This window comes from Pseudomonas sp. C1C7, from assembly GCF_013359595.1.
Classification (GTDB): Bacteria; Pseudomonadota; Gammaproteobacteria; order Pseudomonadales; family Pseudomonadaceae; genus Aquipseudomonas.
The window spans coordinates 1-21818 of record NZ_JABFMP010000062.1; the positions used below are offsets into that span (position 1 = coordinate 1).

Annotated in this window: 24 protein-coding genes; 13 read left to right on the forward strand and 11 right to left on the reverse strand. The window is 60.3% G+C overall.

The window, feature by feature from the left end; translation table 11 throughout:
• From HNO86_RS30760 to HNO86_RS28950, 6 genes are all read right to left on the reverse strand, one after another.
• Window positions 1-106 (reverse strand): hypothetical protein (locus HNO86_RS30760; protein ID WP_372242573.1); only part of this gene is annotated, 106 nt, incomplete at its 3' end.
• A gap of 339 nt (window positions 107-445) precedes the next feature.
• A complete protein-coding gene (locus HNO86_RS28930) occupies window positions 446-1210 on the reverse strand; it encodes an ABC transporter ATP-binding protein (RefSeq protein ID WP_175380354.1) in 765 nt (254 codons plus the stop codon).
• A gap of 16 nt (window positions 1211-1226) precedes the next feature.
• Window positions 1227-1937, reverse strand: coding sequence for an ABC transporter permease (locus HNO86_RS28935; protein WP_175380355.1), 711 nt, complete (start codon window positions 1935-1937; stop codon window positions 1227-1229).
• A complete protein-coding gene (locus HNO86_RS28940; protein ID WP_175380356.1) occupies window positions 1934-2662 on the reverse strand; it encodes an ABC transporter permease in 729 nt (242 codons plus the stop codon). Before HNO86_RS28940 ends, HNO86_RS28935 begins: the two co-directional genes overlap by 4 nt.
• A gap of 258 nt (window positions 2663-2920) precedes the next feature.
• Window positions 2921-3694, reverse strand: coding sequence for an ABC transporter substrate-binding protein (locus HNO86_RS28945; RefSeq protein WP_175380357.1), 774 nt, complete (start codon window positions 3692-3694; stop codon window positions 2921-2923).
• A gap of 86 nt (window positions 3695-3780) precedes the next feature.
• A complete protein-coding gene (locus tag HNO86_RS28950; RefSeq protein WP_175380358.1) occupies window positions 3781-4974 on the reverse strand; it encodes a M20 aminoacylase family protein in 1194 nt (397 codons plus the stop codon).
• Between the two features lie 138 nt (window positions 4975-5112).
• Between HNO86_RS28950 and HNO86_RS28955 the strand changes: the two genes are divergently transcribed.
• Complete coding sequence (locus tag HNO86_RS28955; protein ID WP_175380359.1) at window positions 5113-6009, forward strand: LysR family transcriptional regulator; 897 nt, start codon at window positions 5113-5115, stop codon at window positions 6007-6009.
• Here the strand turns inward: HNO86_RS28955 and HNO86_RS28960 are convergent.
• On the reverse strand, window positions 6006-6887 hold the full coding sequence (locus HNO86_RS28960; RefSeq protein ID WP_175380360.1) for a DMT family transporter: 882 nt from the start codon (window positions 6885-6887) through the stop codon (window positions 6006-6008). The genes HNO86_RS28955 and HNO86_RS28960 overlap by 4 nt on opposite strands.
• 104 nt (window positions 6888-6991) lie before the next feature.
• On the opposite strand from HNO86_RS28960, the gene HNO86_RS28965 reads away from it, so the two are divergent.
• Complete coding sequence (locus HNO86_RS28965; RefSeq protein WP_175380361.1) at window positions 6992-8269, forward strand: flavohemoglobin expression-modulating QEGLA motif protein; 1278 nt, start codon at window positions 6992-6994, stop codon at window positions 8267-8269.
• On the forward strand, window positions 8253-9170 hold the full coding sequence (locus tag HNO86_RS28970; protein WP_175380362.1) for an ABC transporter substrate-binding protein: 918 nt from the start codon (window positions 8253-8255) through the stop codon (window positions 9168-9170). Before HNO86_RS28965 ends, HNO86_RS28970 begins: the two co-directional genes overlap by 17 nt.
• Window positions 9171-9344: 174 nt before the next feature.
• Here the strand turns inward: HNO86_RS28970 and HNO86_RS28975 are convergent, their stop codons facing one another.
• Window positions 9345-10217 carry a DNA/RNA non-specific endonuclease gene (locus tag HNO86_RS28975; protein ID WP_175380363.1) on the reverse strand — a complete coding sequence of 291 codons (873 nt, stop codon included), beginning with the start codon at window positions 10215-10217 and terminating at the stop codon, window positions 9345-9347.
• Window positions 10218-11553: 1336 nt separating this feature from the next.
• Here HNO86_RS28975 and HNO86_RS28980 point away from each other — a divergent pair.
• Together HNO86_RS28980 and HNO86_RS28985 are read left to right on the forward strand one after the other, a co-directional pair.
• Complete coding sequence (locus tag HNO86_RS28980; protein ID WP_175380364.1) at window positions 11554-11862, forward strand: hypothetical protein; 309 nt, start codon at window positions 11554-11556, stop codon at window positions 11860-11862.
• A 360-nt stretch (window positions 11863-12222) separates the two neighbouring features.
• Window positions 12223-12609 (forward strand): trimeric intracellular cation channel family protein, encoded by a 387-nt coding sequence (locus HNO86_RS28985; protein WP_256672829.1) that lies wholly within the window; start codon window positions 12223-12225, stop codon window positions 12607-12609.
• Here HNO86_RS28985 and HNO86_RS28990 read toward each other — a convergent pair.
• Together HNO86_RS28990 and HNO86_RS28995 are read right to left on the reverse strand one after the other, a co-directional pair.
• Window positions 12549-13148, reverse strand: coding sequence for a DUF4157 domain-containing protein (locus HNO86_RS28990; protein ID WP_175380365.1), 600 nt, complete (start codon window positions 13146-13148; stop codon window positions 12549-12551). The two genes, HNO86_RS28985 and HNO86_RS28990, sit on opposite strands and share 61 nt — an antisense overlap.
• Window positions 13148-14128: an AraC family transcriptional regulator ligand-binding domain-containing protein gene (locus tag HNO86_RS28995; protein WP_175380375.1), complete on the reverse strand. Its 981-nt coding sequence runs from the start codon at window positions 14126-14128 to the stop codon at window positions 13148-13150. Before HNO86_RS28995 ends, HNO86_RS28990 begins: the two co-directional genes overlap by 1 nt.
• Window positions 14129-14196: 68 nt before the next feature.
• Between HNO86_RS28995 and HNO86_RS29000 the strand changes: the two genes are divergently transcribed.
• Entirely contained in the window at window positions 14197-15054 is an 858-nt protein-coding gene (locus HNO86_RS29000; protein WP_175380366.1) for a sterol desaturase family protein, read from the forward strand.
• The gene (locus HNO86_RS29005) at window positions 15051-15641 is read left to right on the forward strand and encodes an NADPH-dependent FMN reductase (RefSeq protein ID WP_175380367.1); all 591 of its coding nucleotides are present in this window, start codon (window positions 15051-15053) and stop codon (window positions 15639-15641) included. The genes HNO86_RS29000 and HNO86_RS29005 overlap by 4 nt, the downstream gene beginning before the upstream one ends.
• Window positions 15642-15743: 102 nt before the next feature.
• Here HNO86_RS29005 and HNO86_RS29010 read toward each other — a convergent pair whose 3' ends face one another.
• Window positions 15744-15896, reverse strand: coding sequence for a hypothetical protein (locus tag HNO86_RS29010; RefSeq protein WP_175380368.1), 153 nt, complete (start codon window positions 15894-15896; stop codon window positions 15744-15746).
• Window positions 15897-16045: 149 nt separating this feature from the next.
• Between HNO86_RS29010 and napE the strand changes: the two genes are divergently transcribed.
• From napE to HNO86_RS29040, 6 genes are all read left to right on the forward strand, one after another.
• Entirely contained in the window at window positions 16046-16213 is a 168-nt protein-coding gene (gene napE, locus HNO86_RS29015; RefSeq protein ID WP_175380369.1) for a periplasmic nitrate reductase, NapE protein, read from the forward strand.
• A gap of 33 nt (window positions 16214-16246) precedes the next feature.
• On the forward strand, window positions 16247-16507 hold the full coding sequence (locus HNO86_RS29020; RefSeq protein WP_175380370.1) for a chaperone NapD: 261 nt from the start codon (window positions 16247-16249) through the stop codon (window positions 16505-16507).
• The gene (napA, locus tag HNO86_RS29025; protein WP_175380371.1) at window positions 16504-19008 is read left to right on the forward strand and encodes a nitrate reductase catalytic subunit NapA; all 2505 of its coding nucleotides are present in this window, start codon (window positions 16504-16506) and stop codon (window positions 19006-19008) included. Before HNO86_RS29020 ends, napA begins: the two co-directional genes overlap by 4 nt.
• Window positions 19009-19019: 11 nt before the next feature.
• Window positions 19020-19505 carry a nitrate reductase cytochrome c-type subunit gene (locus tag HNO86_RS29030; protein ID WP_175380372.1) on the forward strand — a complete coding sequence of 162 codons (486 nt, stop codon included), beginning with the start codon at window positions 19020-19022 and terminating at the stop codon, window positions 19503-19505.
• A gap of 9 nt (window positions 19506-19514) precedes the next feature.
• Window positions 19515-20111: a cytochrome c3 family protein gene (locus HNO86_RS29035; RefSeq protein ID WP_175380373.1), complete on the forward strand. Its 597-nt coding sequence runs from the start codon at window positions 19515-19517 to the stop codon at window positions 20109-20111.
• Window positions 20112-20292: 181 nt separating this feature from the next.
• Window positions 20293-21741: a PucR family transcriptional regulator gene (locus HNO86_RS29040; RefSeq protein WP_175380374.1), complete on the forward strand. Its 1449-nt coding sequence runs from the start codon at window positions 20293-20295 to the stop codon at window positions 21739-21741.
• Window positions 21742-21818 lie beyond the last annotated feature (77 nt).

The window sequence follows — 21818 nt, forward strand, 5'->3', positions numbered from 1 at the left end:
TCATCAGCATGCGCAGCGGCGCTTCGGTCAGCCAGCTTTTGGCGGTCAGCTTGTTGCCGCGTGGGGCACGGATTTCAACATCACGGAATTTAGTGGGCTTGCTCACCGGGAATCCTCTTGTTGTGGCTGTTACGGTGGTTTGTTGATACAGCGGATGTATAAATACAATCATGTATATACAAGCTTAATCAAGTGAATTTTTCACCGAACCTGCTTTTAGGTCGTCGTGGGTGAAAAGACGGGATTTACGAATGAATCTGAAAGCAAACCAATACCTGTAGCAGCTGGCGAAGCCTGCGTCCGGCTGCGAAGCAGTCGTGAAATCAGGCAGCGCGGTGTGTCAGACATACCTCGCATTCCGGTTTTACGACTGCTGCGCAGCCGGACGCAGGCTTCGCCAGCTGCTACATGGATCGGGTTTCGCCTTAATTGATCGGCATGGGCCTTACTTCAGGTTACCGCTAAGGAACTGCTGCAAACGCTCGCTCTTGGGGTTGCCCAACACATCCTCCGGCGCGCCCTGCTCTTCCACGCGCCCTTGGTGCAGGAACAGCACCTGATTGGATACCTTGCGGGCAAAGCTCATCTCGTGGGTCACCATGATCATGGTCCGGCCCTCATCGGCCAACCCCTGAATCACCTTGAGCACCTCCCCCACCAGCTCCGGGTCCAGGGCTGAGGTGGGTTCATCGAACAGCATGATCTCCGGCTCCATGCTCAACGCCCTGGCGATGGCGACCCGCTGCTGCTGGCCGCCCGAGAGAAACGCGGGGTACTGATCAGCCACCCGCGCCGGCAGGCCGACCTTGTCCAGATAGCGTCGCGCCCGCTCCTCGGCGTCTTTCTTGCTGACCCCCAGTACCCGGCGCGGGGCCATGGTGATGTTCTCCAGCACCGTCATGTGGCTCCACAGGTTGAAGTGCTGGAACACCATGGCCAGACGGGTGCGCAGGCGCTGCAGTTCATCGGCGTCCGCCACGCGCATGCCGTGGCGGTCGTGGACCATGCGGATCGGCTGGTTGTCCAGGCTCATCGCCCCGTCGTTGGGGGTTTCCAGGAAGTTGATGCAGCGCAGGAAGGTGCTCTTGCCCGAGCCGCTGGCGCCGATCAGGCTGATCACATCGCCGGTCTTGGCATTGAGCGAAACGCCCTTGAGCACTTCGTGGTTGCCGTAGCTTTTGTGCAGGTTTTCAACGGTCAGTTTGTACATGTGCAAGCCTCCTGAATTAGTGAGCCGGGCCAAGGAAGGACAACCAGCGGCGTTCAGCCAGGCGGAACAGGCTGACCAGAGAAAACGTGACTGCAAGATAGATCCCGGCGGCGATACCGAAGGACTGGAACGTCAGGAAAGTGGCCGAGTTGGCATCCCTGGCGACCTTGAGAATGTCCGGCACGGTGGCGGTAAAGGCCACGGTGGTCGAGTGCAGCATGAGGATCACTTCGTTGCTGTAGTACGGCAGCGAACGACGCAGGGCCGAGGGCATGATCACGTAGGCGTACAGCTTCCAGCCTCGCAGGCCATAGGCCTTGGCGGCTTCGATTTCACCGTGGTTCATGCTGCGGATCGCCCCGGCGAAAATCTCCGTGGTATAGGCGCAGGTGTTCAGGGCGAACGCCAGGATCGTGCAGTTCATGGCGTCGCGGAAGAACGCATCGAGCATCGGCTGGGAGCGGACCGCGGCGATGCTGTAGATCCCGGTGTAGCAGATCAACAGCTGTATATACAGCGGTGTACCGCGAAACAGGTAGGTGTAGAACTGCACCGGCCAGCGCACCCAGACGTTGCGCGAGACCCGGGCGATCGACAGCGGAATCGACATGAAGAAGCCGATGAAGATCGAGGCGCTGAGCAGCCAGAGGGTCATGGCCAGGCCGGTGATGTTCTGGCCGTCGTGAAACAGGAAGGGTTTCCAGTATTCCTGCAGTAACTCGATCATCGTACGGCCTCCCGAGTGCCTGCGGCGTAGAGGATTTCCAGCCGGCGCAGGACGAAGTTGGAAACGGTGGTGACCACCAGGTAGATCAGCGCTGCCAGCACCAGGAAGAAGAACAGCTGATAGGAACTCTTGCCGGCGTCCTGGGCGACCTTGACCAGATCCGCCAGGCCGATGATCGACACCAGCGCGGTGGCCTTGAGGATCACCATCCAGTTATTGCCGATGCCCGGCAGGGCAAAACGCATCATTTGCGGGAACACCACCAGACGAAAACGCTGGAACCGGGTCAGGCCGTAGGCGGTGGCGGCTTCCATCTGCCCTTTCGGCACGGCGAGAATCGCGCCACGGAAGGTTTCGGTGAAATAGGCCCCGTAGATGAAGCCCAGGGTGATCACGCCTGCGCTGAACGGATCAATCTCGATGTAGTCCCAGCCCATCGCTTCGGTGAGGTTGGTCAGCCAGGTTTGCAGGCTGTAGAAGATCAGCAGCATCAGCACCAGGTCCGGCACCCCGCGGATCAGCGTGGTGTAAGCCTGCGCCGGCATGCGCAGCAGCGCCGAACGGGACAGCTTGGCACTGGCGCCGATCAGGCCCAGCAGGACACTGACCAGCAGGCACATGAAGGACAACTTGACGGTCATCCACGAGCCTTGCAGCAGCATCGGACCAAAGCCCTTGAGGCTGAAGCCCGACAGCCCGAGAATCTGCAACAGGTTATCGACCATGGAACACCTCCGGGGCGAAGGTGGAAGACTCGCAGGGAGCGGATGCGCAAAGGGTCAGAAAGGTTTTTTTCATTGTTTTTATCCTGAAGACCAACATGGGTGCGGGTGGCGCACGGGTATCGAATCTCGCAAGCGCCCCGCCCCAGGTCGTGATCAGACCGATGGGTCGGGGTGTCGCCGACTCTAATCCAGCCATCTCTACTTGTACAGACAGGCTTAAGCATTTGATCGGACAATCGACACCCGTGCGCCGCCCGGCTACCCGTTGTTGATATCGAAATCGAAATACTTGGCCTGGATCTTTTCGTAGGTGCCGTTGCGGTGAATCTCGGCGAGGGCTTCGTTGATCGCCTGCTTCAGCTCGGTATCTTCCTTGCGCAGGCCGATGGACGCGCCGAAGCCCAGGGTCTGGGTGTCATGCACCGCCTCGCCGGCAAAGCCGAAGTCGCGACCTTGCTCGGTTTTCAGAAAACCCATGTCCGACTGCACCGTATCCTGCAGCGCGGCATCCAGGCGCCCGGACAGCAGGTCTTGATAGACCAGGTCCTGATTCTGGTAAGACGTGACCGCCACCCCGTTCGATGCCCAGTGGGCCTTGGCGTAGGCCTCCTGGGTCGAGCCCATCTCCACGCCGATGCGCTTGCCGGTGAGCGACTCGAGCTCAGGCTTGATGTCCGAGCCCTTCCTCGCCACCAGGCTCGATGGCGTGTGATAGATCTTGTCCGAGAAGTCGATCTGCTTGAGGCGCTTTTCGGTCACGCTCATCGACGACAGGATGCCGTCGAACTTTTTCGCCTTCAGCCCTGGAATGACGCTGTCCCAAGGGCTTTCCACCCAGACGCATTTGGCCTTGAGCTGGGCGCAGATGGCGTTGCCGATATCGATGTCGAAGCCCACCAGCGAGCCGTCAGCCGCCCGGGACTCGAACGGCGCGTAACTGGGGTCGACACCGAAGCGGATGACCGTCCAGTCCTTGGCATGGGCGCCGCTGGCAGCCAGAAAAAAGGCGAGCGAAATCACGAGTTTGTTCATTGGAAACTCCGTATGCAGGTTCATTCAAGGCAGCCAGCGCAGGTTTTGTTCTGTTTGGGTAATGCTGGCCGAGGGAAAAATCGGGATCAGGGCTGTGCCAGATAACGCTCCACCAGACGCGCCCAGTAGGCGGCGCCGATCGGCAGGTTGCTGTCGTTGAAGTCGTATTCGGGGTTATGCACCATGCAGCCGTCTTCGCCGTCGCCATTGCCCAGGCGCAGGAAGCAACCGGGACGGGCCTGCAACATGTAGGCGAAGTCTTCGCTGCCCATCAGCAAATCGGTATGGGGCACCACCTTGTCAGCGCCGATCAGTTCCTGGGCCACGGCAATGGCGAAGTCGGTTTCGCGGTTGCTGTTGATCACCACCGGGTAGCCCATCAAATAGTCGATCTCGACCTGGGCGCCATAGCTGGCGGCCTGTTGCTGGACCAGATCGGTGATACGCGACTTGAGCAAGGCGCGCACTTCGGCACTGAACGAACGCACGCTCAGTTCAAGCCGCGCGCTGCCGGGGATGACATTGTTGGCGGTACCGGCCTGAAGGACGCCGACAGTCACCACCGCCGGCTGGGTGGGCTCGACATTGCGCGCCACCACGGTTTGCAGGGCCATGACGATGCTGGAAGCCACCACCACCGGATCGACTGTCAGATGCGGCCGCGCCGCATGGCCGCCGTTGCCCTTGATGGTGATATAGACGTTGTCGCCCGCCGCCTGCAGCGCACCGCGGCGAAACAGCATGGTGCCAGCCGGCGCGCCCGGATGGTTGTGCAGCCCGAACACCGCATCACACGGAAAGCGCTCGAACAGGCCGTCCTTGATCATGCTCAGCGCGCCGCTCTTGATCCCGTGTTCTTCCGCCGGCTGAAAGTACAGGTGCACGGTGCCTGAGAAATTGCGCGTACGCGCAAGGTACTGGGCGGCACCCAGCAGCATGGTGGTGTGGCCGTCATGTCCGCACGCATGCATCTTGCCCAGATGCTGGCTGGCATAAGGCAAACCGGTCTGCTCCAGAATCGGCAAGGCATCCATGTCGGCGCGAATGCCGATGCTGCGTGGGCCATCGCCGACGGTCAGCGAGCCGACCACGCCGGTTTGCCCGACGCCTTTGGTCACCGCAAAACCCCACTGCTCGAGTTTGCTGGCCACCAGTGCGGATGTCTCATGCTCTTCGTAGGCCAGTTCGGGATGCCGGTGCAGGTGATGACGTATCGCGCGCAGATCGTCGGCCGATTCGGCGAGGTCCGCGACCTCGCAGTAACGCTCAGTGGTGTCCATATCGCTTGGCTTCTCTTTTTTGTGATGCCCCGCCGGGCGGGGTGTGAAGCCACAGTAGAGTTTGCCGGGCGCTCTGAAAAGATGTAATTTTTTTGAGAGCGATCAGCTTTATTTATCATCAGATGGACGGTGGGAGCCATGAAAATCAACCAGCTGCAGGTGTTCGTCACCGTCGCCGAAGAGAAGAGCCTGCGCGCCGCCGCCCGCTGCCTGAACCTGACCCAGCCGGCGGTCACCCGCAGTGTCCAGGAACTGGAGAGCGACCTGGGCGTGACCCTGATGACCCGCAACGTGCAAGGCATCGAACTCACCGAATTCGGCATCGCCCTGCAAACCCGGGCACACCAGATACTCGAAGATGTGCGCCGGGCACGGGAAGAACTCGGCCAGATCAAGAACGACATGCGTGGCAAGGTCACGGTCAGTACCACCTCGACCATCGCCATGAGCCTGTTGCCCAAGGCCCTGGAGCAATTCCAGAAGACTGCCCCGGATGCCGAACTGACCTTCCTTGAAGTCAAATTCCCCCAGGCCGTGCAGCATCTGCGCGATGGTTCGCTGGACTTCGTCGTCTCCCACGTCCTGCCGGACATGCTGGGCGACGACCTGATCAGCATGCCGTTGTTCTCGACGGATTTCGTGGTCATGGCACGGGCCGGACACCCGCTGGCCAAGGCTCGCCGGCTGGCGGAACTGGCCGACGCACAGTGGCTGAGCACGGTGCCTTCGGGCGGTTTCCAACACAGCGTGATGGAAGCGATGTTCGAACACGCCGGCCTGCCGCTGCCCCGCCGGATCATCCAGTGCTCCTCGTTCGCCATCGCCCTGGGCCTGGTGACCGGCACCGATTCACTGGTGCTGTTTTCGCGGTTGCTGGCTGACAGCATTGCCAGTTTCGGTTTGCAGCAGATCCCGCTGGAATACACCCAGCCGCCGCTGGAAATGAGCATCATCATGCGCCGGGGGATTTTGCTTACGCCGGTGGCACAGCGGTTTGTGGAGTGTTTGCGGGCGGTTGCCCGCGATAGTGTTTAACGCTTGAACGCGAAAATCCCGCCCAACACCACCAACAACGCCCCAATCACCAACGACGTCTCCAGCGTTTCCCCAAACACCGTCACCCCGAACATCGACGCAAACAGCAGCAGCGAATAGTTGAACGGTTGCAACGTCACCGCCGCCGCATATTTCAGTGCCTGCAACAGCAACAACTGCGCAACCACCCCGCTGACCGACAACACCATCAGCAGCCCCACTTCCACCGGCGTTGGCGTCACCCATTGCGGCACGCCGAACAGCGTCGACGCCAGCGCCCCCCAGAAGGCCATGTACAACATGTTGGTGCCAAAGCCGTCCACCGCACTGATCTTGCGAGTCAGCACACTGAAAAACGCAAACATCACCGCCCCCGCCAGAGGAATCAGCGAGGTTAGGCTGAAGACGCCCATGCCCGGTTTGAGGATGATCAGCGTGCCGGCAAAGCCGATCACCCCGGCCATGCATTGGCGGGTGCTGACAGACTCGCGCAGTATCAACGCGGCCAGCCCCATGGTCAGCAACGGAAAGATCGCGTAGATCGCATGGGTCTCGGCAAGCCCCAGAAAGCGCAGCGCCAGGCCGAAGACCATGATGTCGAACACCGCAATCAGTGAACGGCTCATCTGCAGCCAGGGATGCGCGGTTTTCAGGGCGTTGCCCAAACCGCCCTTGACGTGCACGAAACACAGGGCGAACAGCAGGAAGAACCAGTAGCGCACCATGGTCAGCTGCACCACCGGCAGGTCCTTGACCAGAATCTTGGTAATCCCGTCCTGGGCGGCGAACACGAACATGGACATCAGGCACAGCCCGATGCCGATACGCGTGCTTCTCGCCCGCCCTGCTTCACTCACCGGATGTACCGCTGTGCTCATGTCGGATCACTTCCCTATTGTGTCGGTTGACCGCTGCCACGCAACGTCATGGCAGCGACTACGCTTGGGCGATGATTCCCTGTTTTCCGGAAGAAGACATATCCATGAGCGACGTTTCGCTGTCGGAACTCGATGCCGCCCTGCCCGTTCTGGCCCGCAAGATCCGGGTGCTCGAAGCCCTGGCCTGGCCCGATGGCGTCGAAGAGGAGTTTCTCGCCCGCTGGCGCAGCGGGCAGGCACGGTTGCCTGACGTGGAACAGCGTCCCCGGGAGCTGAGTGCCGAGGTCGATGCCCTGGAGTCCTTCATCGGCCGTTGCGACAAGGGACATCCGGCCGGAAATTACCTCGCCGTGACGGCGCAGAGTTACGCCACGGCCGGGCGCATGCTCGGCGCCATCGGCACGCCCGACTTCACCCGTTATTCATCGGCACTTTACCGGCGCCCGGACTTCCCCTACCCACGTCTGAAACTGAGCATGCTCGATGCCGCCCGTTTTTTCCTCAAGACCACCGACGCGCTGCTCGGTGGCACCCGGATTCCACCGAGTCCCGCTGACATTCCCGCCGATATCTTCGCGGACTGGATGCGCCCGGAACTGGACCGGTTCTTCGGCCCCGGGAAAATCTCGGTGGTGCTCGATTCCTCCCTGGCGGCCAAGGCGATTGCCGGATCGAGCCGCATCCGCCTGCGCTCCAGCGCCCTGTTCTCTGAGCTGGACAAGCAGCAACTGCTGCAACACGAGGCCTTCGTGCATGTGGCCACCGCGCAGAACGGCGCGCAGCAAGCCAATCTGAAAAGCCTTTCCCTGGGAGCGCCCCGCACGACCCAGACCCAGGAAGGCATCGCCACCCTGGCCGAACTGTTCACCGGCAGCATGGACATCAACCGCCTGCGCCGCCTGGCCCTGCGGGTGCTGGCGGTCCAGCAGGCGCTGGACGGTGCCGATTTCATTCAGGTCTTCGAAGGTTTTCTGGCAGCGGGTCAGTCCGAGGAAGAGTCGTTCCGCTCGACCCAGCGGATTTTCCGTGGCGCCGACCTGCGTGGCGGCTCGGCCTTCACCAAGGATGCCGCCTACCTGACCGGCCTGTTGGGCGTGCATACCCTGTTGCGCCTGGCGATCCGGGACAACCGGCCGGAACTGGTCGGCCGCTTGTTCGCCGGCCGCCTTGATCTAGGCGATACGGTGCGCCTGGGTCCCTTGTTCGAATCCGGCTGGCTGAAAGGGCCGCTTCACGTTCCAGGCTGGGCCAGTGATTTGCGTCGCCTGGCCGCCAATCTGGCGTTTTCGGCCTTCATTACCCGAATCGATCTGGAGGTGCTCGATTTTGAAGTGTTCATGGCGTTCGCGGACGAACACGAAGCCGATGCCAGTGCCCATTGATGGAGGTTTTCCTTTCTCGGGCTTTACATCCGATCCCAAGCCTTCAGAATGTCGCAAAATTATCTATCCGGTTAAGGACGAGTCGACGGTTAATGAAGCCCGCATGTTGAACAAGACTCTGTCCAGATTCCGGTTATCGATGACCACAATCTTCCTGGCGAGCGCCCTGCAAGTGCTGGCGGCGAGCGCCAGCGCCGCACAGCAGGCCCCCGAGACGCTGACGATCATGGTCGAGGACGCCGCCGCTCCGTGGTCCAAAAGCGACGGCACCGGTTACGCCAATGACGTGGTCGTGGCGGCCTTCAAGGAGATGGGCATCCAGGTGCGCCTCAGGGTCGTGCCCTATTCGCGCTGCAAGTTCATGGTGTTCAGCGGTCAGGTCGCAGCCTGTTTCAACATGAGCTGGCAACCGGAGTTCGAGGGCAGGATCAGGTTCGCGGCGCAACCGATCTTCTACGTCAGCAACGATGTTTTCGAACGGATCGACGCGCCTCTGCCCAAACCTGCGCAGGGGCAATGTGCGTTGCCCGCTGGCACCGTGCTGGGCATCACCCGGGATTACGAATACACCGATCAGGTGATGGCACTGAAGAACGCCGGGGCGGTGTTCGAAAACTCCCTTTCCGATGTGACAGGCTTGCAGAAGCTCGCCGCCCGACGGTTTCAGGCAGCCGTCATCATGAGCAATGACATCGAGGGGCGGAATCAGAAGGCCAGACAGTCGGGTACGGAACATGCCGTGCGATTTGCGTTCAACTGCGGGGTGGTGAACTCGACCATAGGTTTCAGCGTGACGCACCCGGACGGATTGCGGGCGCTGAAGCTGTATGACGAAGGCTTCAAAAGGATCGAAGCCAGCGGCGTCCTCAACGGCATCCACCAGCGCTGGTTCCCTTTGTAACTGTAGGAGCGAGCTTGCTCGCGATGGTCGTCAACGATAACGCTGGCTGCCTGAGACCCCAACGCCGAGCTGGCCCGACTGGCCCTCTCCGATCCGCTGACCGGCCTGTCCAGACGAGTTCATTGTGGCGAGGGGGCTTGCCCCCTCACCGCAAGGTTTCATGCATTCGCTTGATCAGGTCCGTCCCACAGACCCCGTCACCGGCAGATTCCCCAACAGATTCAACCCCGTCGTCTTCACGAACGTCTCGTAATCCATCGGCTTTTCAACCCGCGTCTCAGCGTTAGGCAACACATACGCCCAGGCACGCTTGGACGACGCGTCATACACCAGCTTGTACAACCGCGTCGGCACCCAGACCTTGTTGTCCCCTACCGTTCCATGGCCAGAATCAAACAGCGGCCCGGTAAACACATACACATTGCCTGCGGCGCGCTGGGCGAACTTCCTCACATCGGACTCGACCTTGCTCCAGATCTTGCGATTGTTGGTCGGGTCCTGCGGCACCATGTTCGACAGCGCGAAGGATTGCGCCATCGCATTCGGGTTCGGCGCGTCGGCCGCCGGGGATTGGTGACCACGATCCACCGCCGGTTTCTGGCTGCGGTAATCGCTCAACTCTGCCCGCCCGCTCTTGGGAATCCGCGGGTCGGCGTAGAACTGGTTGGTGCGCTCCTCGCCTTTGGCGTCCTTCAGTTGCGCGGCATTGAGGCGTTCGATGACCACCAGCGGCGTCTTGCTGGTTTGCGAATACAGCACCGCAAAATTGTCGGAACACAGGGCCAGCGGTTTCATGCTGGAAGACACCGTGGTCATGGCCAGCGGTTTGGAGGAAGGGAACAACTCTGAACAGCCGTCAAACGAGGCTTTTTTCTGTTGGCTGGAATACAGATCCAGCGCCGCGCTCTGGCTGATCGAACCCGAGCGCGAGCCTTGTTCCTGATGCTGCGCGGGTGGCTTGAGCAGATCCAGCAGACTGCGGGCTTCTGCGCCGGTGGAGAGCAAAACAAGGGCCGACAGCCCAACTGCAATTTTGCGTAGGTGCATGGTTATTTCTTCGATTCTGGATGGGGAACTAAACGAGCGGCGAGCCCCGATGCAGGGGACCCGTTGAAGGCGGGTGCAGCTTATAGAGTGGCGAGCATGCTTTCACTGTCCTTGATCAAATTTGCGGGAAACATTGACCATGACAAATCACATAAGTGCCGGGCTTGGCTGCTGAATCTGCGGACAACCAAAAACCACTGTGGGTCCAGTGGACTGAACACAATTCCCAAGACATCCCCATCCCCTGTGTGAGCGGGCTTGCCCGCGAAGAGGCCGGCACATCCCACATCAATGGCGCCTGATCTGCCGCCTTCGCGGGCAAGCCCGCTCCCACAGGTTTTGCGGTTTTTTTCAGACGAAAAAAAGGCCCATTTGCGGATGGGCCAGAAAAAATTACGCCAAAGGACGCGGGAGCAATGAATGAGTCTGATGGGCAACCAGAACATCAATTTCCGCGTGGAATGCACTTTAACAGCTGAGGGAATTTACAAAAATCATGGTCAGTAATACTGACTATTGAAGAATAAGATGTTCGTTGGTTGCGTTGGCGTGGTACGAGTTTCCTGAAAGGCTTAGTTATCGTTCTTGCTGATATTTAAGGGTTTTTTGGTACTGCCGTTTTGGTGGTAATTGGTGTGGAACTTCAATTCCATAAACTAAGGATGGATATTCGAAGTTCGGTTGTTAACCGCGTACTGACTGGGGAAATGCATTACCTGCGAACAACACAAAACCCTTGTGGGAGCGATGTCGGCCACAAAATCTACGAGCAACACAAAACCCCTGTGGGAGCGGGCTTGCCCGCGAAGGCGCCCGATCAGCCAGCATCGATGTTGGCCAATAATTGGATTTCTTTCGGATGTCCGTCACCTGCATAGGCTTCTTCTGAAGGCTTACGCCCCGGATGGCGTAGGAAATTTCTGTATTTCCTACATTCAGGTTTTGCCCGCCCTCATTCAGGCAGAATCGCTCGCCCAGGGTGTTTTGGCATTCTGGCTGTAGGACGCGCTGTAGGTCCTAAGAAATTTCCGGGCAGTCCTCGGAGATTTCCTTCGAAATGCGGCGAATGGCATGAACTGGTGGGCGGTAGGTTGGCGGGATAGGCTTTTTCCCGTCGCCGCGAGAGCGGTGGCTGGGTGTAGGAGCCCAACTCGTTGACGCGCACCAGCGCTGTCGTTTGAACATGGCAATTTGTTCGCGGCGGCTGTGTGCGGGACCACGCTTCGGCGTGGCTGAGTTGACGTGTCTCAGTTCCTACTCCCGCACATGGCTGCCACCCACGCCTGTAGGAAGGCTGGTGGTTGCTACAGAATCTACACGTTAGAGGTAATCAACCATGACAAAACTTCATCCCGATCCACCCTATGAAAAACCATTGCCTCCCCCCGGCAACCGCTACATGGCCATGACCGGCAACTGCAGCGACATGCCCACCTTCTTCATCGACACCCACGTCCCGCTCGACATCCTGTTGGAAGCCGCCAACTACCGCATCCGCGCGGTCGTTGAGGTCCTGGAAAACCTGTCCATGCGTGGTTCCATCGAGTGTGAATCCTTCATCCTCAGCGACTTCGCGCTGATGTGCGCCATACCGTTGCGCGATGGATGTGATGTGCTGGATATCATCAAACGACGGATGCGCTAACCACCGCCCTTGCGCCGGATACATAATCTGCAAACAACACACAAACCTGTGGGAGCGGCGGTGCGCGTGGTGCAGGCCCCGACCATGCTGGATCGCCTGCATGGGCCGATTCCGTTGAAGTCGGTGGGCTGATATTCACACCTGACCCCTGTAGCAGCTGGCGAAGCCTGCGTCCGGCTGCGAAGCAGTCGTGAAATCAGCGAATGCGGTGTTTCAGACAGACCTCGCATTCAGGTTTTGCGACTGCTGCGCAGCCGGACGCAGGCTTCGCCAGCTGCTACAGGGATCGCGTCTCACGCTTGAAAGCCTGTCGTCGATCGCTGAGCTATCGTTGCCTCACTTCCGCGCAGGAAAACAAACATGCTGTACTTCCAGGAAATGCTGGGCATTGCCATCTTTTCAATTACCGGTGTATTGGCGATTAAAAAACCCGGTGTCGATCTATTTGGCGCGGTAGTACTCGGGATCATCACGGCAATTGGCGGCGGTACAATCCGCGACTTATTACTTGATCTGCCAATCTTCTGGATTGCCGACTTCAACTACATCTGGGCCGCATTGTTTGCGGCCTTGTTGGCGTTCTTTCTGACGCCACGATTGCAACAACGCTATCAACTGTTGCTGTATCTCGATGGTCTGGCGGCCGCGTTGTTTGGCCTGGCGGCGACCGAGAAAGTGCTGACGCCTCACCTGGCTTGTGCATTTCCCTGGCGAATCACCCGCCCGACTTCAACCTGGATGGCATAGGCCGGCGCCTCCACCGCGTTGAAGTCCTGGGTGTAGCGCTGGGCAAAACCCTCCACGCCCCACTCCTGATACTGCTGCACATGCTTGAGCTCGTGTGCCCAGAGCGCCACGTTGTGCTCGGCGTCCTTGGCATCGCGAAAGATGATGATGTCCACCAGCGTCACCGCGCCCACATCGGGGTTCTGCAGCATGGCCGTGGCGGCGCTGAACTGGCCGTTGTCGCTGACTTTGTAGAGCGCGGCGTCCAGGACACTTGGGGCGTACCAGCGCAGCAGCTGTTCGCGGATCGGCTCCGGAATCGGCTGGGTGCCAGCCACCGCCGCTTCGGCGCGGGATTGGGTCAGCCACAGTGCCAGGGCCGGCCCTGCGATCTGGTAGATGTCGGCGGGCACGGTCAAAAGGCCGAGGTCGGGAAAGCAGATGCATTCGTCCAGGCAGATCTGTTTCTGGCCGGATGGGCAGGTGTTTTCCTGAGCGCTGACTTCGAGGCTCAGGCAAAGGAAGAGAAGCGCCAGCAGGCGTGCGGCAAGTCGTGGCATCAAGGCTCCACGGATCGGGTCGATTCTGTTCGCCAGCGCTTGCGCGCATGAACGTAGGCGGCCAGGTCGTTGTAACCCAGCTGTGCGGCGATTTGAGTGCGGCTGTTGCCTTGCAGTTCCAGGTACTGCTCAAGTTCGGCGCGCACCCGGTCGAGCAGTTCGCGGAAGGTCATGCCTTCTTCCTCCAGACGCCGCCGCAAGGTACGCGGGCTCTGAGCCAGTTCCTGCGCCTGTAGCTCGAGGGTGACGGCCTGGCCGGCGATAAGACTTTGGCGAATCCCCTGCGCCACCCTGCCCGCCCAGCCGCTGAGCTGCTGCTGTTGCGACAGTCGGCGATCCAGTTCCTGACAGAGCACTTCCATCATCCCGGCGTTGTGGGTTTGCAGCGGGACCGCGAGGCTGGTTCGGTCGAAATACACCCGGTTGTAGCCGCAGTCGAACTGCACGTTGTCGCCGAACCATTGCCGGTATTCGGCGTGATAGGCCGGGCGCGGGTGAGCGAAACAGGCGCGCACCGGCATCAAAGCCATGTCGGCGCCGATGCGCAATACGCTCAGGGACATCACCGAATAATGCTCGACGACATAGCGCGCCAGCGTTGCCGGCGCGTCGATGCGGATCTCCACGCCCAGGCCGTCGCCGTCCTCGACCAGCACGACGCTGTCCATGTCCGAGGCCAGTCTGGCGTAGCGCGCCCAGAACCGGATCGCCTCCTCAAGATTGGCGCTGAACAGGCAGGCGTGGGCCAGCACGTGCCAATCCTGACGGCTGAAATGGGAGAACAAATGCAGGCCGATCGCCGGATCGTGGGCGGCGGCCTTGGCCCAGAGCTGCTCCAGGGCGACCATGCTGTAGTTGCTGCGTTCCTGCAGCGTGCGGTTTTGCAGATAGCGCTCCAGCACCCGGCCCAGCGGGCCGCGGTGAAAGCGCTCGGGCGAAGGGTTGACCGCTTTTCGGGTGATTCTGTCCGTTTTGCACATATCGCGTGGTTGGCCCATGGTTTCTTATTGGTTGGCATTGCCATTATCGGCCGCCACCAGAGAGTGCCATGAATACAACAACAATAATCACCAGCAGTCCGATCCCGATCATCATCGCCATCCTGATTGGCTTCATCGTCCTCGAAATCGCCTGCTCCTGCTTCACCCAGCCCCGCGGACAGCGGCGGGACGCGATCATCGAAATCGTCGGTTCAAGTCTGTTGATGCTGGTCACCCTGCCGTTGGTGACTTTTCTCGCCAACCTGTTACTGGAACATTTCGCGCCGCAACTGAAAAACAGCCTCGTCGGCCTGCACTGGCTGCTGGGGCTCGGCCTGTTCCTGGTGCTGGACGACATGACCCAGTACTGGTGGCACCGCCTCAGCCACAAGGTGCCGTTCCTCTATTCGCTGCACCGGGCGCACCATTCGGCGCCGTACATGAGCATCCGCATCGTCTATCGCAACAACAGCTTTTACTACCTGCTGATGCCGGGGCTGTGGTTTTCCGGCGTGTTGCTCTATATGGGCTTGGGGCAGGTGTATTTCGGCTACCTGATCGTCAAGATGCTGGTGATTTTTGGCGCCCACAGCAGCGTGCCGTGGGATGAAAAGCTCTATCGGATTGCGGTGCTGCGCCCGCTGATGTGGGTGCTGGAGCGGACCATTTCCACGCCTGCCACTCACTCGGCGCACCACGGGCTGAATGCCGATGACGGGGTGACGAACTACAAGGGCAATTTCGGCAACCTGCTGTTTTTCTGGGACGTGCTGTTCGGCTCGGCGAAGATCACCCGCCGCCGTCCCGAGCATTACGGGATCGAAGACATGAAGCCGGTCAGCTGGCAGGAGGAGTTGTTCTGGCCGTTGGCGCGGGGCAAGCGAGTTCAAACGCAGCGTTCGTCGAATCAGGAGTTGGCTAAATGAATATTGTGCTTGTTGCAGGTTCCAGTCAGGTGGATAGCCAATCGGCCAAGGTTGCCGGGTTTCTTGCGGGGCGCTTGCAGGCGCTGGGGTTGTGCGAGTTGCCCAGGGTGATCGACCTGGGTGTTGCGCCCCTGCCGTTGTGGCCGGCGGAAGATGTGAATGGGATCTGGGCTGACCACAGCGCGCTGCTGCGCGAGGCTGATGGGTTGGTGGTGATAACGCCGGAGTGGCATGGGATGGCGTGCCCGGCGTTGAAGAATCTGTTTGTCCATGCGGGGCATCGGGAGTTGGGGCACAAGCCGGCGTTGCTGGTGGGGGTTTCATCTGGTCAGGGTGGTGCCTATCCGCTGTCCGAATTGCGGGCCTCGAGCTACAAGAATTGCCGGATCTGTTATCTGCCTGAGCAGTTGATTGTGCGGCAGGTGGAGTCGGTCATGAATGGCCCGGATAGCGCAGGAGCTGAAGACCTGCGCATCCGCCAGCGTGCCGATTGGTCACTGCAGGTGCTGGCCGAATATGCCCGGGCGCTGCAGGGGATGAATGAGCGAATCAGTCACGACAATCCGGAATTTGCCAACGGTATGTAGGCACAGCGAGCGTGCTTGCGATGGCGGTGTGTCAGGCTTCATTGATGTTGGATGTTCCGGCCTCTTCGCGAGCAAGCCCGCTCCCACAGGGAATTGTGGTGTTCACACATTTTCCAGGCTCATGCAAAACCCTGTAGGAGCGAGGCTTGCCCGCGAATGGTGGTCAACGATCACGCCCAACAGGCTGCAAGGCAAACCGGACAGCACGAACAGCCAGTCGCCGGGAAACACTTCGACACCGCGAATCGTCAGCACCTCTTGAACATTGATAATCGTGAGGCGCTATCAACTAATATATATAGCGACCATAAACCTTTCGCCGTCGGTCGCCAAAATCCCGTGCAATAACCACAGCTTTATTGGGTGAACTAGTCTCTTTGCAAGTTCGGCTGGAGATACTCCCAATGTCATTGGCTGAAGAACAAAAAACACAGCGCCGAAAGGAAACCCGGCTGTTCCTGTTTCTTGTCGTCTGTCTGTTCCCCTTGCTTTGCGTGGCGATTGTCGGCGGCTACGGCTTCATCGTCTGGTTTTTCCAAATGCTCTACGGACCGCCCGGCCCTCCCAACTGATCAACTTCGACAACTGTCTGTTGGAGTCAGAACATGGACGACACTCTGCATATAGCCAGTCTCGTGGTACTTGCACGGCCCGAACTTTTCGAAGCCGTCAAAGCCAACTTGCGTCTTCTCGATCACCTTGAACTGCATCAGGAAAGTCCCGCCGGAAAACTGGTGGTGGTACTTGAGGCAACCCACGAAGAGCAGATCCTGCAACGCATCGAACAGATCAATAACTTGCCCGGCGTACTCAACGCCGCGTTGATCTATCACCAAATCCTCGACCACGCAGGGGAAACCGAATGAGCATGTCCCGCCGGGAATTCGTCAAGGCCCAGGCCGCCGCCATTGCAGCCGCCGCTGCCGGCCTGCCGATTGCCACCTCCGCGAGCAACCTGATCACCGAAGCCGACATGGTCACCCTGGACTGGAACAAGGCGCCCTGCCGTTTCTGCGGCACCGGTTGCAGCGTGATGGTCGCGACAAGGGACAACCGCGTGGTCGCCACCCACGGCGATGTGAAGGCCGAGGTCAACCGTGGGCTGAACTGCGTGAAGGGTTATTTCCTGTCGAAGATCATGTACGGCGTCGACCGCCTGACCCAGCCGCTGTTGCGCATGAAAGACGGCAAGTTCGACAAACAGGGCGAATTCCAGGCGATCAGCTGGGACAAGGCCTTCGACATCATGGAAGAGAAATTCAAGCAGGCCCTGAAAAACAAGGGCCCCGAGTCCATCGGCATGTTCGGCTCCGGGCAATGGACGGTGTGGGAAGGCTACGCCGCCAACAAGCTGATGAAGGCCGGCTTTCGCAGCAACAACATCGACCCCAACGCCCGGCACTGCATGGCTTCTGCGGTGATGGGCTTCATGCGCACCTTCGGCATGGACGAGCCGATGGGCTGCTACGACGACATTGAGGCCACCGACACCTTCGTGCTCTGGGGCTCGAACATGGCGGAGATGCACCCGATCCTCTGGAGCCGCGTCACCGACCGGCGCCTGAGCCAGCCCCACGTCAAGGTCGCGGTGCTGTCGACCTTCGAACACCGCAGCTTCGATCTGGCCGACATCCCCATGGTGTTCAAGCCACAGACCGACCTTCTGATCCTCAACTACATCGCCAACCACATCATCGAAAGCGGCGCGGTGAACAAGGATTTCGTCGGCAAGCACACCCGCTTCGCGAAGGGCGCCGAGGACATTGGCTACGGCCTGCGCCCGGACGATCCACGGGAAAAGAACGCGAAGAACTCCGACAAGGCCAACACCTGGAGCGACATGTCCTTCGAGGACTTCGCCGCCTTCGTCAAACCCTACACCCTGGAGCGCACGGCAAAGGAAACCGGGGTCACGGCCGACCGCCTCAAGAGCCTGGCCGAGCTGTACGCCGATCCCAAACGCAAGGTGGTCTCGTTCTGGACCATGGGTTTCAACCAGCACACCCGTGGGGTCTGGGCCAACAACCTGATCTACAACATCCATTTGCTGACCGGCAAGATCAGCGAACCGGGCAACAGCCCGTTCTCCCTGACCGGCCAACCCTCGGCCTGTGGCACGGCGCGGGAAGTCGGGACTTTCTCTCACCGGTTGCCGGCCGACCTGGTGGTGACCAATCCCAAGCACCGCGCCACGGCGGAACAGATCTGGAAACTGCCCGCCGGCACGATCCAGGAAAAGGTCGGCTTCCACGCCGTGCAGCAGAGCCGCATGCTCAAGGACGGCGTGCTCAACGTCTACTGGACCCAGGCCAGCAACAACATGCACGCCGGCCCCAACATCATGCAGGAGGTGTTGCCCGGCTGGCGCAACCCGGAAAACTTCGTGATCGTCTCGGACGTCTACCCCACCGTGTCCGCCCAGGCCGCCGACCTGATCCTGCCGAGCGCCATGTGGGTGGAAAAGGAAGGCGCCTTCGGCAACGCTGAACGCCGCACGCAGTTCTGGCACCAGTTGGTCAGCGCGCCGGGTGAGGCCAGGTCCGATCTGTGGCAGCTGATCGAGTTTTCCAAGCGCTTCAAGACCGATGAGGTGTGGCCTGCCGAGCTGTTGGCCAAGTCGCCTGAACTCAAAGGCAAGACCCTTTTCGATGTGCTGTACAAAAACGGTCAGGTCGATCAGTTCCCGGTGGCGCAGATCGAAAACGGCTTCAAGAACGACGAGGCCAAGGCCTTCGGTTTCTATGTGCAAAAAGGCCTGTTCGAAGAATACGCGCAGTTCGGTCGCGGTCATGGTCATGACCTGGCCGGTTTCGACCGCTACCACAGTGAGCGCGGCCTGCGCTGGCCGGTGGTGGACGGCAAGGAAACCCGCTGGCGCTACCGCGAGGGGCTCGACCCTTATGTCGAGACCGGCAGCGATGTGCAGTTCTACGGCCAGCCGGACAAGAAGGCGATCATCTTCGCCCTGCCCTACGAGCCGCCGGCCGAAGCCCCGGACGAGCAATTTCCGTTCTGGCTGAGCACCGGTCGGGTGCTCGAACACTGGCACACCGGCAGCATGACCCAACGGGTCGATGAGCTCTACAAGGCCGTGCCCGACGCCCTGGTGTACATGCATCCTGAAGATGCCAAGGCTTTGCAGGCACGGCGCGGCAGCGAGGTGAAACTGATCAGCCGGCGCGGCGAGATCCGCGCACGCATCGAAACCCGCGGGCGCAACAAGCCACCGCGCGGCCTGGTGTTCGTGCCGTTCTTCGATGCCAACAAGCTGATCAACAAGGTCACGCTCGATGCCACCGACCCGATCTCCAAGCAGACCGACTACAAGAAATGCGCCATTCGCATCGAATTGATCAGCGCGGCATGAGGAGAACCGTCATGACCTTTCGAATCCTGCCGTTGCTTTTGCTCGCCATGATCGGCGCGGCCATCGCCGCCGAAGTCAACTACCCGCTGGATGCGCCGGCCCCCAACGGGCGGCGTCCCGGTGGCACCATCACCCAGGAAATGCAGGCGCCGCCGTTGGCCGAGGATGAAAACAAGGACATCAAGCGCGAGCGCAATTACCCGGAGCAACCACCGACCATTCCCCACACCATCCGCGGTTACCAGATCGACAAGAACGGCAACAAGTGCCTGTCCTGTCACAGCCGGGCCAACAGTGCGCGCAGCCAGGCGACGATGATCAGCATCACCCACTACATGGACCGTGACGGCCAGCCGCTGGCGGCGGTGTCGCCACGGCGCTACTTCTGCACCCAGTGCCACGTGCCGCAAAAAGACGTGCAGCCGTTGGTGGGCAACAGCTTCGAGACCATCGACCAGATTCTGCAAGACGACGCCAACAACGCGAAAAAGCCTTGAGGAGGCGCCATGAAAGCACTGTTCGCCCTGTTCAAGGACTACTGGGGCATCCTGCGTCGGCCCAGCGTTTATTTCAGCCTGGGGTTCCTGACACTGGGCGGTTTCATCGCCGGGATCATTTTCTGGGGTGGCTTCAACACGGCGCTGGAGCTGACCAACACCGAGAAGTTCTGCACGTCGTGCCACGAGATGCGCGATAACGTTTTCGTCGAATTGCAGGAGACCATTCACTACACCAACCGCTCCGGCGTGCGTGCCAGTTGCCCGGACTGCCACGTGCCCCACGAATGGACCCACAAGATCGCGCGCAAGATGCAGGCGTCGAAGGAAGTGTGGGGCAAGCTGTTCGGCACCATCGACACCCGCGACAAATTCCTCACCATGCGTCGTGAGTTGGCCGAACACGAATGGGCCCGGCTCAAGGCCAACGACTCGCGCGAATGCCGTAACTGCCACAACTTCGAATTCATGGACTTCACCCGGCAGAGCAAACGGGCGGCGGCGATGCATTCGACGTCGCTGGCCAAGGGTGAGGCGACTTGCATCGATTGCCATAAGGGCATTGCGCACAAGTTGCCGGATATGAGTGGTGTAAAAGGTTGGTGACCCCATTCCCCCTCCCCCTGTAGGAGCTGCCGAAGGCTGCGATCTTTTGATTTTTTTTAAGAGCAAGATCAAAAGATCGCAGCCTTCGGCAGCTCCTACAGGTGAGTGTGTTCACATTGCAACGGCGCTTACCGCGACGTTGTAAGATGGCCCCCTCGAAAACCGCCGGATCACCCTCACCATGCTCACGGTCCAGGACCTGCTCGCCATCGATGTACTGAAACTGCGCGCCATCGCCGGCCTGACCGGCACCGGCAGGACCATCACCTGGGCCCATGCCGTCGACCTGCCCGACCCGTGGCGCTGGGTTTCTCCGGGGGATCTGGTGATGACCACCTGCGGCGGCATTCCCTTTGATGCGGACGAACAGGTTTCCTGGCTCGAACAGCTGGTGCAGAGCAATGCCAGCGCCCTGGTCGTCGCCCCTCGCGATGACGCCCCTGAACTGTCCGACCTGATGCTCGACGCCGCCGACCGCCTGCTCTTCCCCATCCTTCGCGGCAGCTTCGAGCTGGAGTTCGTCAAGCTCTCCCACTATGTGATCGAAAGCGTGCTACAGGCCCAGCGCGAGCGCTTCAATGCCAGCGAGCGGCTGTTCCAGACCTATGCCGAAGCGCTGCGCAAGGAGCCGGACATGGCCGGTCGGCTGTCGATCCTGGCGAGCACGCTGGACTTGAGTTTGAGCATCGAGGATGCCGTCAGTGGTGCTGCGATCGTCGACTCGGCAACCGCGTATAAAACTGCGCCGGAACGCCTCGAACGTATCCCGATTGGCGGACGCACTCGGGCGCATCTGGTCATGGCTCGCAAGGGTGAAAGAACCCAGAGCGACCCGATTCTGGTGCGCTCGCTGGTGGGGCTGTTGGGGGTCGAACTGGAGCGTTTGATGATCCAGCGGGACCTGCAGCGCGATGAGGGATCGGCTTTGCTGCGCAGTCTGCTGGCCAATGAAACGGAGTTCAGCCTGGCCCGACCGATCCTCGCGCAACGGGGGCTGGCCGGCACGCTGGTCAGCGTGGCGATCAAGCCTGGTATCAATGGGCCGTGGGCTGCCGATGAATTGCATCAGGCTCCGGTCTTTCACCGTGCGAGCCCGCTGCTGCTGAGCGATAACTATCTGCTGATTGCCCTTTGTCACGACGACAACGAAATCTTCGATGCCCTGCGCGGCTGTCTTGGTCAAAGCACAGCGATCGGCGTCAGCGGCCCCATCGCCACGGCGACCGGTTTTCGCGAAAGCGTCAGGCAGGCACGCCTGGCCCTGATGCAGGCCCAGGAACTGGATGCGGGTGTGTTGCGTTATGGCGAGGCGGAAACCGGCCTGATCATGGCGCCCAAATCCCTGGCCGAAGCCCGGGCGCTGGTGGGGCGTTACCTGGGGCCGCTGATCGAACACGACCGGACCCAACGCGCGGCCTTGCTGGCGACGTTGATGGCTTTTCTGGAGAACGACGGGAACTGGAAGGCTACTGCGTTGGACCTGGACATCCACCGTCAGACCCTGGTGTACCGGCTCAAGCTGGTGGAGCAACTGACAGGCATCAAGCCCACCACCACGCAGGGGATTGCGCGGTACTGGATTGCGATACAGGCCGGGAAAAATACCGAGTTGTTCGATGACACCCCGTAACCCTTGTGGGAGCGGGCTTGCTCGCGAAGAGGCCGGCAGCTTCAACATTTCCATTGGCTGACCCACCGCCTTCGCGA

Bases quoted from the DNA above. Each gene is read 5' to 3' on its own strand.
- HNO86_RS28930 (WP_175380354.1), bottom strand. From the start codon at position 1,210: ATGTACAAACTGACCGTTGAAAACCTGCACAAAAGCTACGGCAACCAC.
- HNO86_RS28935 (WP_175380355.1), bottom strand. From the start codon at position 1,937: ATGATCGAGTTACTGCAGGAATACTGGAAACCCTTCCTGTTTCACGAC.
- HNO86_RS28940 (WP_175380356.1), bottom strand. From the start codon at position 2,662: ATGGTCGATAACCTGTTGCAGATTCTCGGGCTGTCGGGCTTCAGCCTC.
- HNO86_RS28945 (WP_175380357.1), bottom strand. From the start codon at position 3,694: ATGAACAAACTCGTGATTTCGCTCGCCTTTTTTCTGGCTGCCAGCGGC.
- HNO86_RS28950 (WP_175380358.1), bottom strand. From the start codon at position 4,974: ATGGACACCACTGAGCGTTACTGCGAGGTCGCGGACCTCGCCGAATCG.
- HNO86_RS28955 (WP_175380359.1), top strand. From the start codon at position 5,113: ATGAAAATCAACCAGCTGCAGGTGTTCGTCACCGTCGCCGAAGAGAAG.
- HNO86_RS28960 (WP_175380360.1), bottom strand. From the start codon at position 6,887: ATGAGCACAGCGGTACATCCGGTGAGTGAAGCAGGGCGGGCGAGAAGC.
- HNO86_RS28965 (WP_175380361.1), top strand. From the start codon at position 6,992: ATGAGCGACGTTTCGCTGTCGGAACTCGATGCCGCCCTGCCCGTTCTG.
- HNO86_RS28970 (WP_175380362.1), top strand. From the start codon at position 8,253: ATGCCAGTGCCCATTGATGGAGGTTTTCCTTTCTCGGGCTTTACATCC.
- HNO86_RS28975 (WP_175380363.1), bottom strand. From the start codon at position 10,217: ATGCACCTACGCAAAATTGCAGTTGGGCTGTCGGCCCTTGTTTTGCTC.
- HNO86_RS28980 (WP_175380364.1), top strand. From the start codon at position 11,554: ATGACAAAACTTCATCCCGATCCACCCTATGAAAAACCATTGCCTCCC.
- HNO86_RS28985 (WP_256672829.1), top strand. From the start codon at position 12,223: ATGCTGTACTTCCAGGAAATGCTGGGCATTGCCATCTTTTCAATTACC.
- HNO86_RS28990 (WP_175380365.1), bottom strand. From the start codon at position 13,148: ATGCCACGACTTGCCGCACGCCTGCTGGCGCTTCTCTTCCTTTGCCTG.
- HNO86_RS28995 (WP_175380375.1), bottom strand. From the start codon at position 14,128: ATGTGCAAAACGGACAGAATCACCCGAAAAGCGGTCAACCCTTCGCCC.
- HNO86_RS29000 (WP_175380366.1), top strand. From the start codon at position 14,197: ATGAATACAACAACAATAATCACCAGCAGTCCGATCCCGATCATCATC.
- HNO86_RS29005 (WP_175380367.1), top strand. From the start codon at position 15,051: ATGAATATTGTGCTTGTTGCAGGTTCCAGTCAGGTGGATAGCCAATCG.
- napE (WP_175380369.1), top strand. From the start codon at position 16,046: ATGTCATTGGCTGAAGAACAAAAAACACAGCGCCGAAAGGAAACCCGG.
- HNO86_RS29020 (WP_175380370.1), top strand. From the start codon at position 16,247: ATGGACGACACTCTGCATATAGCCAGTCTCGTGGTACTTGCACGGCCC.
- napA (WP_175380371.1), top strand. From the start codon at position 16,504: ATGAGCATGTCCCGCCGGGAATTCGTCAAGGCCCAGGCCGCCGCCATT.
- HNO86_RS29030 (WP_175380372.1), top strand. From the start codon at position 19,020: ATGACCTTTCGAATCCTGCCGTTGCTTTTGCTCGCCATGATCGGCGCG.
- HNO86_RS29035 (WP_175380373.1), top strand. From the start codon at position 19,515: ATGAAAGCACTGTTCGCCCTGTTCAAGGACTACTGGGGCATCCTGCGT.
- HNO86_RS29040 (WP_175380374.1), top strand. From the start codon at position 20,293: ATGCTCACGGTCCAGGACCTGCTCGCCATCGATGTACTGAAACTGCGC.